This is a genomic window from Halobellus captivus (assembly GCF_003697845.1).
GTDB lineage: Archaea > Halobacteriota > Halobacteria > Halobacteriales > Haloferacaceae > Halorubrum > Halorubrum glutamatedens.
In genome coordinates this window covers 1-13221 of sequence record NZ_RDQE01000029.1, presented here as the reverse complement: position 1 = coordinate 13221, position 13221 = coordinate 1, and the positions used below count along the sequence as shown (strand labels likewise).

Here is a 13221-nt window from a genome sequence, read left to right as displayed (position 1 = left end):
CGGTGTACACAGTCGTCGCCTCCTCATTCCTCTCGCAAAGAAGCCTCGATAAGCCGCTGCTGTCACGCGGTTTCTCTCTTAGCTAAAGACGGATGACGAGGGCTCTCTGTTTCCATCCGGATCAAGCATCAACTGCCTCTCTGAGAGCCTCTGTATCACCCATCACCGTGAAGAATCATACTACGGACGGTGTCAAATTCATCTGTTTGATAGACTGCGATACCATCGTGAATAATTTCTTGGAGCTCCTCAGCGTACGTCGGGATTCCTTGAAGAGCCTCAACATCTATATCGAACGCATATCGATCCCCGCCAAACGTCTCTTCCTCAAGTGACTGCCTGATGTGGTTCGCCTGTCGTTGGTTGCTCGCCCGGTCTTCACGAACCAACACCCAGAGATCAATATCGCTGCGACGGTCAGCCTCACCGCGAGCAACGCTTCCATACAGAACAACAGCGAGGACATCATCAAGTGTAGTACGGAGTTGGTCGGTCGCATCCTGTACCGGCGCGTGAAACTCCGACTGGGGAATTCCGAGGAATGGATCGTCTGGGATGGTGAGCCGGTCACGGTTGATCTGAACCAGTCGGCGGGGTCCGTCGTGTTCTTCGATAACGAGATCGTTCTTGGAGAGTGTATCGACCGTCTTGGTGATCGTCGGTCGCGTGTAGCCAATTGCGTCAGCAAGGTCTGTCATCGAAAACGACTCATCGTTGTGTCGGGTTAAAAAGAGAAGAATATCAGCTGTCGCATCGCCACTGAGTAAACGGTCGTCTTGGAGCGGTAGATCGATGGATATCTGGATACCATCAGCAAGAGTACCGTTCGTATCTGTTTTCATTGTAAAGCATTCCTTGGCGCTGCTACTTTAACCTGATTGATAAATGAGTTTTCAGTAATTTTTGTGAGGTGCCGTCCAGGGCAAGAAATGCCTCTGAGTCCATGTAAAATCAAAATTTGTCACAGGTGGCTCTGTTGAAATCCTTAGAAAGTGACACATCCTAACCGGGGGAGGGTCAGTACAGCCTGTGCTTCACTCGCCGGGTGGCAACAGGAGTGAGATCAGCTTATAAAATAAGACCGAGTACGATCCACGAATGCGACTCCGCCACTCTCTGTCGCTCGTCTTTCGTGCCCTCCTCGCGGTGGGGCTATTGTCGGTTGTCTTCCTCGCCGTTATCTTCACGCTGGCGGCTCTCCCGACCGCACTTATCCTCGAAGCTCTGGGCAGTGGTGGGGAGGCGACGACAACGGAACTCAACTACGCCGTCCTCATCGGCACCGCGGTCGCGCTAGTTATCGCCGGTCCCGGCGTTGCGTGGACCCTTGTTCGTGGCGTACGCCGGGAACGGCGGACGCTGCTCGCGGACTCCCGACCGGCCGCGTCAGAGAACGGCGAGGATGTCGTCTCCGCGGCCTGTCGTCGCCTCGCCGCCCGCTTCGACGTGCCGGAACCAAGTGTCCGCGTCCGGTCGACAGCGACTCCGCTCGCGTACACCACCTACCGCCCCGAGGACCCACTGGTCTCTATTGGCGGTGGCAAGCCGACGATAGTCGTGAGTGAGGGCCTCCTCACCGCGCTGTCGTCCGCAGAGCGCGACGCGGTGCTCGCACACGAACTCGCTCACCTCGCTAACGGTGACCTCGATCTCGCGACGGGGCTGCTCGTCCCGGTCCACGCGGCCGAGGAGTTGTACGACGGTCCGGACGCGGTTGGCCTTGACCCGCTCGGACGGGCTTTTGCCGCGACGGCCGCCATCGGGTTCGGCGTCTTTTCGCGCGGCCGCGAACTCGCGGCCGACCGCGCAGCGGCCGCGGCGACGGGGGATCCGGCCGCACTCGCAAGCGCACTCGAACAACTCGACGACACGAACGGGAGGACGCGACCGACGGCTGACCTCCGCGATCACATTGCGGCGACGGGCGCAGTGAACGTACTCCCAATTGAGGGGAACTCAATAGCCGGTCGGCTCGGCGCGACGCATCCCTCGACTGCGACTCGCGTAGAGCGGCTCCGTCAACTGGTCGCTGCCGAGTGAGAATCAGTCTGAAGTCGTGCGAAACTGTCTGAAGAATAGGATTTCAACAAAGCCTCACAGGTCAATTTCGTATTCGGCCGCCAGCTTCTGGAACTTGTCCCACTCGGGGAGACGATCGTCCTGGATCTCGCCGTAGGTCTCGAAGTAGCGGAGCAAGGCGTTGATTTCGTCTTCGAGGTCATACTTCGCAGATCGCGTTTGGAGGTCGTTCCCGTCAACGTCGACGTGGCTGAGCAGGAGGAGACAGTACGAGCGGTAGCGGCTACCGTTGTCGATCAAGAGCGTGTGACAACACAGCTCTGCCGGCGAGACTGCGTCGAGTTCCTTGGAGTAGACGTAGTAGCGGTGGCCGGTGAGCAGGAACTGGAGATCATACGCCACGAACCGAGGGAGGCCGGTTTCGTGGAATCCGTCTGCGTCTATCTCCGTCTCGGTTTGAGCGAGAAATTCGTCGTAGTCTTCCCAGAGAATCGTGCCCTTCGAGGCGACGGTTTTGAGGCGTTGGCGATGGAGATGATGGATGAGTTCACGGGCGAACTTGTGGAGGCGGTCGAAGTCGGCGTTAAACTCGTAGCGGCCGTCGGCCGTCCCGACAAGCCCACGGTCGCGAAACCGCTTGAGGACCCGGTTGACCGTGTTGCGGTAGTTGTCGCTCCGGTCGGCGATCTCGGAGACGGTTCGCGGCTGGTCGAGGTAGTACAACACCTCGAGTGCCTTGCCGGTCAGCAGCTCAGAGAAGTCGATATGAGGGTACTGACGAACGAGGTCCTGATAGAGCTCGATGGCGCGAGCATCCGACGGGACGACTCGTTTTTGTCGCCCGTCGCGTTCCGTGTAGACGAGCCCCTTCTCGACGAGGTCGGCGACGGCACGAGAGAGGTAACTCTCGCTGTGGTCGAGTTTCGTCGCAAGCTCGGAGATCGTGTCACCGCGGGCGACCGTGGCGAGGACCTCGAGTTCGATGCGCCGGAGCACAGTGTAACATAGTATGAAACTTGTGTATAAAGAAGATTCGAGTAGTGTTACAGCCAGCAATCGCGAGAGCCGTCTCCACCGTCTTAACCAACAAAACTATGGACTCGTGGGTCGTGTTGGTTAACACGAGAGTAGTCGATGTCCTACGAACCTCCGACCCCACCGGCGAACCTCCCGACGGAAATCGTCAACATGCTCAACGAGTCGGACCCGGAGCAGCTTCGAGACGTTGCGACATACGCTGAAGCACTCGCCGAGCACAAGGAACGAGAGGCCCGTCTCGAGGAGTCGGCAGATCAAGAAGAGGTTGAAGAGCGACCAGACGATCTTCCGGATGACGTCCCGGCCAAAGCGACGATCACGATCAAGGAGATCAACGACAATCGCTACTACTACTGGCAGTGGCGGGAGGGAGAGAAGATTCGTTCTCAGTACAAGGGCCCGGTCAATCCAGACGAATAAAACTCGGTGAGGGAGGACACCCACCCCACGTTTCCGTCGTAACTGGAGATCGGTGGAGGAACGCAGCCACGATCAAGGGGATCACACCCCCCACGTTTCCGTCGTTTCGTCACCCGGCCAAAGTCGATTATTGGGAGTAGAAGACGACCTCGGATCACCCACCTGATGGTTCCGACGTGTCGAGAGATACACTCGTGATCAGGGGTGTGGTCAGCGACCGAAACGAGAGCTAGGCCAGGTCTTCCAACCGGCTGTCCCGGAGGACAGATTTCAGCACGATGCCGGTATCCTGAACCAGCCGATGCTCGAGATAACTGCCTTCACCCCGGCCACCACCGGTCCGAGTTGATTCAACGACACCGAGGAACGCCTGCTCTTTCAACAGCTCATAGACGCGGTGCTCGCTGAGAGTCTTCGCGTCAGCCTTCTCTGTCGTCGCCTGATACCGTTCGTAAATCCGGTTGGTAGAGAATCCATCCTCGTTCGGATTTTCTTCGGTGAGCAGCGCGAGAGAATAGAGGATGAATTTGACCTGAGTCGTCGATCCACGGAGAAGCTCCTCGAACCGATCGATTTCGGCCCACTCCTGGGCATCGCGAACGTGTTCCTCGACGACTGTCTGGACGTTTTCTCGTTCGGCTAGTTCGCCGGCGTGACGAAGAATCTCGATTGCCTTTCTGGCGTCACCGTGTTCTTGGGCGGCTAGTGCCGCCGTCAGCGGGATCACATCATCCGAGAGAACGCCATCGTGGAACGCGTCCCGTCGGTGCTTCATAATCTCGCGCAGTTGATTCGCGTCGTAGGGTTGGAAGACAAACTCCTCCTCGCGAAGACTGGACTTGACGCGTTCGTTCAGCTGGTCGCGATACTCGATCTTGTTGCTGACTGCGATGACGCCCAGGTGGCAATCCGCTTTCCCCGATTCGCGAGCCCGCGAGAGCTGCATAAGAATATCATCGTCATCGAGTCGATCCACTTCGTCGAGAATGATGATGACTGACTCGTAGGCAGTATCCAGAATCTCCCAGAGATAGTCGTAGTATTCACCGCTGCCAATCCCTGCGCGCGGAATATCAAAGTCAGTCACGTCCGTCTCGTTGAGTGAACGAGTCACCGTCCTCGCGACGCGTGTCTGTGTGTTATGCTGCGCGCAGTCGACGTAGACCGTGCCGACGGACACACCGTTCGACTCTGCGGCTCGCCGGGCTCGTTCGGTGACGTGACGGGCAACGAGTGACTTCCCGGTTCCCGTTTTGCCGTAAATAATCACGTTGTTGGGCGGATCGCCACGAACGATTGGCCTGAGTTCAGCAGCCACGGCCTTGATCTCGCCATCTCGGCCGACGATACGTCCGCTTTCAGGGACGTGGCCAACCTTCAGCAACTCCTTGCGAGCGAAAATGTTGGCTCGGTCGGGGTCGTCTTCATCAAAGTCGAAGAGGGGATCGTCAGCGGGATCCTCGTAGCGGCCGTCGAAGTCAGAGAGTTGGGACGGTTCCTCAGCCATCAATATCAGACATCGCGGTTGGGACCTACTTAATGATTTGGCTACCTCGACCAGAGTGTAAATCGGGCTATGGTCGTCTTCTGATGTTTTATCGCCGCCGTATCATCCTCACAAAGGATCGAGCCGGTCCCGAGTGAAATCGTATTCGAGACGAGAGTTACCGACGCAGACCGGGACCCCCAATCCAGAGTGAAAACGCCAGACTGGAGCGGTTTTGACACACCCCTGGTCAAGAGTGAATAGCCCTGCACCCGGTGAGCAGAGTACTTGGTTGAGGCAACACCCCCCGTCCAGAGTGTATCTCCCGAACCGGCTAATCAATCATTTCTATGAGGGGACACATCAGCACTGGGCGTCTGACGCACGGCAGACACCCCTCGTCCAGAGTGAAAGCCGCCGGTGTGACGAGCTAGAGTGGAGTGTGAGCCTCGAATGATGGTGACGAGCGTTCGTCGGCACCCCCAATCAAGAGTGAAGACGCAGGTCAGATCTCCACCCGAAGCAAAGCAGGGTACAATCGGAACTGTCGGAATTGGGTGTCTTGATTCCGATTGACGAGGAAGATCGAGAGATACCAATCCCGGTTTCAGCTTTGATGCCGCTTAGCTGGTTGGCGAATAGTCAGAACGACGATTGTTCCTTCAACGTTTCACAATACACGGACGACGGAATCGAACCCCCACACCCCTTGTCCAGAGTGAAACGCTACGAGAGTCCCTCGGTTGACCCGGCGGGAACCACACGACAACTCGGGTGGAAAGTACCGAAATCATAGGATGTGAGACGTGTATTCCTCTAATAGCAGTCGTCATACAGCTGAGAATCCTCTAAACATACCAATCTCCATAGTATTACCTAGAAGTTTTATTACTACCTGCTTCTTATCGTTCACCAAGTGTATTCAGCACACAAAGAAGGACGAAGGCGGTATTCGTCCGGGTGGTTTTGAACTGCTGCTTGTGTTCGCTGTTCCATTTCCTCCGTGTTCTCCCGTCTTAGACTTTCTATCCGTGATTCTTTCTGACCACCTCTCACGAAAACCCCTATTTCCCGTGGACCTCACTCCACACCTCTGATTGGTTTTCACTCTGGACGAGGGGTGTGTGGGCGAGGTATTCTCTCCGGCTTCCAGTCCGTGTCTCCACTCAGTATTAACCAACATATCTCCTGCCACATCGTCAGTGTTGGTTAATCTCACTCAATCTCGGTGAAGGCGGCCAAGTTCGTTTCCCTAGTTTCCGCGATCTCGCGTTGAATCTCCGTCCGATCCCATCCAAGCGGTGACAGCACGCTCTCGACAGCTCTGACGAGTTGCGTCTCGTAGTACGACGCATCGTACGACTCGACCTCCTCGTGAGTCAACGCGACCCGTTCTCGCGAGCTCTTCTCGTCGTCGACGACCACGTACTCGATGTCTTGGCCTGGATGAACAGTGAGGTCCTGATCGCGAGCCCGTCTTAGTGCCGCCACGTTCTGGGTGTTTTGCGTATATCCCTCCAGCGGCTTGGAGACACGATTTCGTTCGACGAGCTGTTCGACCGGCACCGTTCCAGCGTGGAGGCGCTTGATGGCGTCTTGGAGACAGTCGAGTACAGCGTCCGGAGCTCGAGTCGCGTCAAGCCGTTCGAGACAGTCCCGCTGGACGTCCTCGATGAACGATGGGGTCGACCGCTGGCGAGCCTCGATCCCTCTGATCTTGAAGTCGTCGTTGCCAGCCACCTTGCCGAAATACTTCGTGAGTGCGCCGGCGTTGCTCTCGCGCTGGGGAACGAACGCCACCCAGTCGTAGTGAGCTTCGTGTTCAAGCCGAATTTCGACGCGTTCCGTGATCGCCGTCGCGAGCGTCTCGAGGTCCTCGCGGTCCTCGTCGTCGACGTCGGGATCCGGGGTCACCCAGATAGAGTCGACGATGCCGTGGACGACACGCCAGCCGCCGTCCTCCAGCTGCTGTTTCGCCGTCAGAAGAATTTCGCGCGCATACGCGTTGATTGCCTCGTGGCACTCAATCCGGCCGAACTTCGCGTTGCTGAACCCCTGATAGCCGAAGCAGGCAACGAGGATCCACTTCAGCGCTCCTGACCGTCCCTCGAACTCCGCCAGACGGTCCTCATCGGGGTCGTCTCGATCCGTCTCGCGACGGATGGCTGTCTTGATTTCGTCACGTGCGTCGATGATCGACTGGAGGACGTCGACGAGGTAGCCTTGGTCGTCACAAATCGAGTACCCGAGGCCGGGGACATCGTCGCGGTCGCTGTGACAGTCACACCGGATGACGTCCGGTGAGACGTTCCGAGTACAGATGATATTCGGATACAACGAGGAAAAGTCGAGTTCGTGGACGTTCTCGTGGAGGCCGACCTCGGGTGCGAAGATGAAGCCGCCACGGTCGGCGTCGTGGAGCGTCCCCATCGGCTTGAAGAACTCGTGTCGCCAGGAGTTCCACGGGACGAGGACACCGCGGTCGTGGGCCTCACAGATCTGGATCGCAGTGAGGACGTTCCCGATCGACGCCCACGCGAGCTCCTGGATCGGCTTTTTCGAGCGCGACACAAGGTCGAGAACGCCGTTGAGGTTCGTCTCTCCGTAGAAGAACGTGTTTGATTCGTCGATGATCGCGCGGCCGGGCACGTTGTACCGCGCCGGCGAGTGACCGACGCGACCGTAGCTTGAGTACGTCGACCGGCTTGCGAGCTGCTGGTAGTCGACGTCCGGCCACCGACTCAGCGAGAAGTCGTCGACGCCGGCAGCCGTCGCCATCTCGTACAGCGTCGGGACGATCTTGCTCGTTGAGATGACCAGGACATCCGGATCGTGCGCTTCGAGCCCTCCCTGGACGGCGGTCAGGATATCCGTCGGCGAGCCGGTGACGGTGTCGCCGGCGACGGACAGTTCCTCGTAGACGTCGTTGCTCGTTTCGGTCACCGGAACGCTGAGCCGGAGCGTCGACAGCTCGCTCGCCGGCGTCGGATCGGCACCGGTCTCCAGACAGTACCGGAACTCTCGCGAAAAGTCCACGTTGAAACAGGCGAGATCCCCGACTGGAAAGGCTGACAGCTGGCGTGCCTGCCGGGCGAGTGGGGTGACGCGGTCGATGTGGGCGACGTCGACCGCGAGGACTGGTTCCTCGTCCCGTCGAAAGCCCGGCCGTCGCGCAACCATTTCGGTCGTGACGACATCCGGGTGCTGGTCGCACACCGATTGGAGCGTCGTGAGATCGAGGTCGGCATCAGGGTCGCGAGCGGCGACGTAGAAGCGCGGGGTGTAGTCTTGGCGCTCGGTCGCGACGGCGCCGTCGACGGTTGCCTCCCACTCCAGGACGCGGCCATCGTCCAGAAAGTCGATGCTAAACGCCATCTAGGTCTCTCTGATGTTCGAGTCGCCGATAAGGTGTGGCGTGTCGTTTCCGGATTTCAACGTATGGACCCAAGAACGACTCTACTGGTGTCTTCTGACCGTTTGTCTGTGTTCCGCTATTTCTGGAACGATTTCCGGAATTCATCTGTGTGGATTCAGCCGGTGTACTCACCACCGGGAGGAATATAGAAATCTGCCAAAGAACTATGTTCCCCTGAACCGTGCGTTTCTATATGAACGACCGAAACCCACCAGAGGAGTTTACAGACGTCAACGAAGCGGTTGGTGAGGAATGGGAAGCAGAAACAACACCCTATGAGCGCATTCGACACGTCGTTGCGCATACGTACAGCCCCGTCTCAGCTGATGCCGTAGCTGACGATGCACGAACGGCTCCAAAGACCGCTCGAAAGCACCTGAACACACTCGCAGACGAGGGGTTTGTCGAGACGACACCCGGCGAACAGGGTGGCACGCTCTATCGGCGCTCACCTGAATCACTCGTCGTCGAACAGGCTGCCGACATCCTTGAGCACGTCTCGACCGATGAACTCGTCACCCGAATTCAGGAGATGCGCGAGCAGCTCACCGAGTATCGGTCCGAATACGATGTTGATTCCCTCGAAGAATTGGCGGTCGACCAGACGAATCAGGCCCTCAGCGAGACCGGGTCCCCACAGGACGAGATCGACCCAGAGACGATTCGTGAGTGGGAGACGCTCCGTCGGAATCTCGCGTTCGCGAACGCTGCCCTCTCGATCGGCAACGCCGAGCAATTCGTTGACAGCGACCGTCGGTCGACTGACGACAGCGTCACTGCCTGAGCAATGCGGGATTCTCCTGCCCAAGCAGAAACCCATACGCTCCGGGGGGCTACGGATCGGCCGGCGCTACTGACGATTCGTGATGTCGTCGAGGAGATGGAACCGCTCGCAACATCTGAACTCGACGACTACCTCCATCCATCCGTCCTCGACGTTGTGCTCGACGACGGACTATGTGCAGCCGATGAGGCCCGAATCGACATCCAGTGGACGACACGAGATGATTACAAGTTCCACTACACGGACACGGAAGGGGTGAATCTGCGCTGGGGAAAGCACCCACACGCAGGCGACTACATCCACGTCCCCGAATTAGAACACTACCACCCACCGCCGAATGCGAATTCTGACCCAGACGAGGTCGAAGAGTCTTGTATCACACAGTCTCCCGAAGAGTTAGTCACTCGCGCCGTCCTCAAGCTCTGGCGGGTTGCCTACCATACAGACTCGTATGAACCACTCAACGCAGGTCGCAACCCGCCGTAGGAACTAATCCGAGTGCTTTCCTCCACGAACCCCCACTAAGAAGCGATTTCTTCAAGCGATAGGCTCCAGCGATTTCATCGAGAAATCCGACTTCGAGCAATACCGTTCTGCAAGCTCCATCAACGCTCGAGTCCGTCGAATATCGGCGACGTTGTGAGTGATGAGTGGCTCGTAGGCGCCATCCTTCCATGCGGTGACTGCCTCGCTACTGTCGGTAAATGGATCCAGATCGTTCAATTCGGAGCCGATCAGTTCCTCGTAGACGCCACTCAGCGTGTCTTCACTCGTATTGAACCGTGTTTCGAAGACGTCCATTACGTCGACGTATGGCAACGTGCCAAAGGGCCACTCGAGCCCATGCGTACAGAGCCGTGTGCGAAGGAACGGGAGGTCGAATCCTCCGTTCCACCGCTCACCGTTGTACGCAACGAGCTTTGCATCACGTTGGGTGAGTGTCGATGTGACAAACGTCGCCAGTTCGTTCAGGAGTTCCTGTTCGCTGTCGTGGAGTGAGAGCTGTACCGGTGTCTGGAGGGCGTCGTTGAGCCGATCTGCGAGGCCTGTTTGTGGTGCCGTTCCGGTATGGAGAAACACTCGCGACGAGACCGCGGAGTCGAACCCAACTACTGTGAGTTCATCATCGGCCTGAAATCCCGTCGTTTCGATATCGAATGCAATCGTCGTCAACTCAGTCATTCTACACCTCCAGTGGTACCTTCGGCGGGCGATTGCTGCTGTTCGCCCACGGTTTCCGAAAGCCGTTGCTCAAGCTCTGATAGGCGTTCCTCGTGGTCGTCGAGGCGGGCCTCCTGTTCGAGATCGATACTGAGAAGCCCCGGCAGCAGCGGATTCTGGTGGTTCAACAGCCCGCTCGCGTCGGCGTGCTCGCGGGCGTACTCGAACAGCCGGTCAAAGCGTGGCTGGTCGCGACGCCGCAGTGCCCGGCGGAACTCTGCCCAGCGTTCTTCGATGGCCCGCAGTGCATCACGGTAGGTTGGATTCGTACGCCCCATCGCTATCGGCCTCCTGTACCGCTCGCCGTCCACGCATCGAGCAAGGGATCCGCGGTGACCGCCACCGTCTCACCGTCAGCGGTGACGCCCGTCCCGACACCCTCCGGGGTCGGCGTCGACGGCGCCGGCGTCGTCGGTTCCACGCCGACCTGCGTGGCGCGTGCCGTGAGCAGCTGCCGCCAGTACGCGAACGTCGTCTGGTAGTACGCGCCGTCGTTGACGGGATAGATGAGCGTCTCGAAGTCCTCGCCGACGACCCGTGGCCCCATCCGCGTCTGCTCGCACTCCAGGTGGTGGTCGGCGACCGTCGCGACTGACTCGGTGAATTCGTTCCGTTCGTTTCGCGTAACGAGCACCGGGATGTCGTACTCATCGGCGTAGGTCGCCAACCGGGCGAGAGTTCGGGCCTGAAGGGTTTCCGCGTGGGTTTCGCCGAGGGTATCGTCGGCGCGGTACTGGGCGTCGATGGCCGGGGCGACGATGAGGGCGGGCGTGTGGGGCGACGTGTCCTCGTCGCGACCTGGTGCCCCGGTGTCGGTGGTGGGTATCTGGATCGACTTGTTCACCGCTGACGGGAGATCACAGACGGCGCCGTAGTGCTGGTAGGCGGTAAATCCGCGTGCGACGTGGATTCGGTTGAGCAATCGTTGACTGGGGGCGATCTGAGCGAGTGTCGTCGTCGTCGCATGGCTGTTTGCGTCGACCCAGAAGGCGGGCCCGTCGTGTAGGAGGAGATGGTCGAGCACGAGCGACTGTAGGATCGGGACGCCGCGGCCTCCCTCGACGTCGAGCAGCGTGATGTCGTCGTCAAGCTGCGGCAGCAGCATCTCGTCCGTAGCCGGATCGGCCTGGTCAGCGAGGGACCGATTGCGGTCAGCTCCCCGTGTCGGCTGGTCGACCGCCAACCGGTTCGACGTTGCGTGTTCTTTCATACTCGACTAGATGTCCACATTCCCGATAAGCCGCGGCGTGGCGCTTCCGCGTTTCAGGGAGGGAGCCAGACTGTTGGTTACGAGTACTCAGCCGGCGAGATTTCTGTGTAGATAGACGGTTTCAGAGAACGTTTCCAGAATGAGCTTATCGAAGTTCAGCATCCTGATTTATGTGGTGGAGAGTCTTGCCCGGAGTTATGATCGATGTTGACGGAGCGATGAACAGTATTGACCAGGTATTCACTGTTGAAGAGCAATTTCGGTTTTCACTTGCGGTTCGATTTCTGCAGAGATATGGAGAAGAGCAGGTAACAGTTGAGTGGGAAGCGGTCGACGGAAATCGAACCGATATCGGCGTTAGAACGGAGGATAGCATCGTTCCGATTGAGCTGAAGTACCTGACTGCCAAATCACGAGTGAGGGATCGTAGATTTGATCAGTCATTTCAGATCGGGGGGAATCATGACGCGAACAGATCACACTATGATAATATAAAAGACATAAAACGTTTAGAAAACGTCGTAGCAGAGAATGGGGATTATGGATATTTCATTCTGTTAAGCAATATTCCGAATTACTGGAGCGAACCCAGCCGCAGTGCTCTCCATGATGAATTCCGAATCTATGAAGGAAGAACGCTTGAGGGGGAATTAGATTGGAAAGACTATCGACCCTGGATGGAAAGCCGCAATAGAGATCAGCCGATTGACCTTGACGGAAAGTACCAGATTGAATGGAGCGATTTCTCGTACCGGGACGATATTGAAGTATCTGGTAGCCCGAACTTTCGATACCTCGCAGTTCAGGTCAATTAGTCCCCTCGGATTCACACTCCCGCTGCTTCTATGAGGGGTACACGAATTTGATTCATGAAAACCAATCTGTTAACCAACACACGGCCTCCCAGAACTCGCGGTGTTGGTTAATACTCGGTCGAATCGGTACACTGGCTTGCTCACTCACGAATTTTTTGGCCAGTCAGAAAATCGCGTCAGCGTCGCTTTGTGTCCAATTCGTATCGTAGCTTGAGAATACTGCGGCATCGAAAATACATGGGAGAACCCCGGCCGTTGAACAGCTCTCTTGAACGATATCGGAAATAAAGTGGTAGTACTCGCGGTTGCTGAGCCCGGAGCCGGAGACGCGATAAGGCAGATCAAGATTGGTGTTTAGCCATTTCGTGATACGGGAGTCGAGAGGAATCTCGAACCGTGTCAACCCGAGAATCTGGAGGATATTCCGTGCCTGCTTTGAGCCAACTCTGTGGAATCCTTCACCAGCAAACCCTTCAGACAGATACGTCGCTACTTCTCTCTCCACCGCGTAGTCTCTGTCTCTTGGTTTACGCTGCCGTATCTCAATTAGCTTTTCAAGTTCACCCCACAGTTCGTCCCAACCATCAGTATCCAATCGTTCGAAATTCCTCTCACAGGCTTCGCCGATATTGTTGTAGTATCGAATCCCGCCGTGCTCCTCGAGGATCTCGGAGACGTATTCGCCGATTCTCTCGACGTCCCGACACTGGTCAAGACTCAGTCGATCACATCGACAGCCGCGTAATCTCGTCTGATGCCGGTGAATCAGATCGAATTGGTCGTGGATCGTCTTCGAAGCGCTGGTGAGCGTGA

At 57.5% G+C, this 13221-nt stretch carries 13 protein-coding genes; 5 read left to right on the top strand and 8 right to left on the bottom strand.

From position 1 onward, the window contains the following. Window positions 1-155: 155 nt before the first annotated feature. Window positions 156-842: a nucleotidyltransferase domain-containing protein gene (locus EAO78_RS17505; RefSeq protein ID WP_122107019.1), complete on the bottom strand. Its 687-nt coding sequence runs from the start codon at window positions 840-842 to the stop codon at window positions 156-158. A gap of 256 nt (window positions 843-1098) precedes the next feature. Between EAO78_RS17505 and EAO78_RS18575 the strand changes: the two genes are divergently transcribed. Beyond that, a complete protein-coding gene (locus EAO78_RS18575) occupies window positions 1099-2040 on the top strand; it encodes a M48 family metallopeptidase (protein WP_238987755.1) in 942 nt (313 codons plus the stop codon). Between the two features lie 54 nt (window positions 2041-2094). Here EAO78_RS18575 and EAO78_RS17495 read toward each other — a convergent pair whose 3' ends face one another. Next, window positions 2095-3015 carry a MarR family transcriptional regulator gene (locus EAO78_RS17495; RefSeq protein WP_122107018.1) on the bottom strand — a complete coding sequence of 307 codons (921 nt, stop codon included), beginning with the start codon at window positions 3013-3015 and terminating at the stop codon, window positions 2095-2097. 138 nt (window positions 3016-3153) lie between these two features. On the opposite strand from EAO78_RS17495, the gene EAO78_RS17490 reads away from it, so the two are divergent. Beyond that, complete coding sequence (locus tag EAO78_RS17490; RefSeq protein ID WP_122107017.1) at window positions 3154-3477, top strand: hypothetical protein; 324 nt, start codon at window positions 3154-3156, stop codon at window positions 3475-3477. Between the two features lie 229 nt (window positions 3478-3706). Here the strand turns inward: EAO78_RS17490 and EAO78_RS17485 are convergent, their stop codons facing one another. After that, window positions 3707-4984 (bottom strand): Cdc6/Cdc18 family protein, encoded by a 1278-nt coding sequence (locus EAO78_RS17485; RefSeq protein ID WP_122107016.1) that lies wholly within the window; start codon window positions 4982-4984, stop codon window positions 3707-3709. A 1194-nt stretch (window positions 4985-6178) separates the two neighbouring features. After that, entirely contained in the window at window positions 6179-8338 is a 2160-nt protein-coding gene (locus tag EAO78_RS17480; RefSeq protein WP_122107015.1) for a type B DNA-directed DNA polymerase, read from the bottom strand. A gap of 233 nt (window positions 8339-8571) precedes the next feature. Between EAO78_RS17480 and EAO78_RS17475 the strand changes: the two genes are divergently transcribed. Together EAO78_RS17475 and EAO78_RS17470 are read left to right on the top strand one after the other, a co-directional pair. Then, the gene (locus EAO78_RS17475; protein ID WP_122107014.1) at window positions 8572-9162 is read left to right on the top strand and encodes a DUF7342 family protein; all 591 of its coding nucleotides are present in this window, start codon (window positions 8572-8574) and stop codon (window positions 9160-9162) included. 3 nt (window positions 9163-9165) lie between these two features. Next, window positions 9166-9648 (top strand): hypothetical protein, encoded by a 483-nt coding sequence (locus tag EAO78_RS17470; RefSeq protein WP_122107013.1) that lies wholly within the window; start codon window positions 9166-9168, stop codon window positions 9646-9648. Window positions 9649-9699: 51 nt separating this feature from the next. Here the strand turns inward: EAO78_RS17470 and EAO78_RS17465 are convergent, their stop codons facing one another. Genes EAO78_RS17465 through EAO78_RS17455 form a run of 3 tightly spaced genes read right to left on the bottom strand, consistent with a single transcriptional unit; the run spans window position 9700 to window position 11593 of the window. Then, on the bottom strand, window positions 9700-10344 hold the full coding sequence (locus EAO78_RS17465) for a ribonuclease H-like domain-containing protein (RefSeq protein ID WP_122107012.1): 645 nt from the start codon (window positions 10342-10344) through the stop codon (window positions 9700-9702). Next, window positions 10341-10661 (bottom strand): hypothetical protein, encoded by a 321-nt coding sequence (locus EAO78_RS17460; protein ID WP_122107011.1) that lies wholly within the window; start codon window positions 10659-10661, stop codon window positions 10341-10343. Before EAO78_RS17460 ends, EAO78_RS17465 begins: the two co-directional genes overlap by 4 nt. 2 nt (window positions 10662-10663) lie before the next feature. Continuing rightward, the gene (locus EAO78_RS17455; RefSeq protein ID WP_379749229.1) at window positions 10664-11593 is read right to left on the bottom strand and encodes a hypothetical protein; all 930 of its coding nucleotides are present in this window, start codon (window positions 11591-11593) and stop codon (window positions 10664-10666) included. A 197-nt stretch (window positions 11594-11790) separates the two neighbouring features. On the opposite strand from EAO78_RS17455, the gene EAO78_RS17840 reads away from it, so the two are divergent. Next, entirely contained in the window at window positions 11791-12408 is a 618-nt protein-coding gene (locus EAO78_RS17840) for a hypothetical protein (protein ID WP_136516547.1), read from the top strand. A gap of 163 nt (window positions 12409-12571) precedes the next feature. Here the strand turns inward: EAO78_RS17840 and EAO78_RS18005 are convergent. Beyond that, a partial coding sequence (locus tag EAO78_RS18005) for a hypothetical protein (protein ID WP_162498100.1) occupies window positions 12572-13221 on the bottom strand: 650 nt, incomplete at its 5' end.

Excerpts from the sequence above, each read along its gene's own strand:
- EAO78_RS17505 (WP_122107019.1), bottom strand. The coding sequence starts at position 842 with ATGAAAACAGATACGAACGGTACTCTTGCTGATGGTATCCAGATATCC.
- EAO78_RS18575 (WP_238987755.1), top strand. The coding sequence starts at position 1,099 with ATGCGACTCCGCCACTCTCTGTCGCTCGTCTTTCGTGCCCTCCTCGCG.
- EAO78_RS17490 (WP_122107017.1), top strand. The coding sequence starts at position 3,154 with ATGTCCTACGAACCTCCGACCCCACCGGCGAACCTCCCGACGGAAATC.
- EAO78_RS17485 (WP_122107016.1), bottom strand. The coding sequence starts at position 4,984 with ATGGCTGAGGAACCGTCCCAACTCTCTGACTTCGACGGCCGCTACGAG.
- EAO78_RS17480 (WP_122107015.1), bottom strand. The coding sequence starts at position 8,338 with ATGGCGTTTAGCATCGACTTTCTGGACGATGGCCGCGTCCTGGAGTGG.
- EAO78_RS17475 (WP_122107014.1), top strand. The coding sequence starts at position 8,572 with ATGAACGACCGAAACCCACCAGAGGAGTTTACAGACGTCAACGAAGCG.
- EAO78_RS17470 (WP_122107013.1), top strand. The coding sequence starts at position 9,166 with ATGCGGGATTCTCCTGCCCAAGCAGAAACCCATACGCTCCGGGGGGCT.
- EAO78_RS17465 (WP_122107012.1), bottom strand. The coding sequence starts at position 10,344 with ATGACTGAGTTGACGACGATTGCATTCGATATCGAAACGACGGGATTT.
- EAO78_RS17460 (WP_122107011.1), bottom strand. The coding sequence starts at position 10,661 with ATGGGGCGTACGAATCCAACCTACCGTGATGCACTGCGGGCCATCGAA.
- EAO78_RS17455 (WP_379749229.1), bottom strand. The coding sequence starts at position 11,593 with ATGAAAGAACACGCAACGTCGAACCGGTTGGCGGTCGACCAGCCGACA.
- EAO78_RS17840 (WP_136516547.1), top strand. The coding sequence starts at position 11,791 with ATGATCGATGTTGACGGAGCGATGAACAGTATTGACCAGGTATTCACT.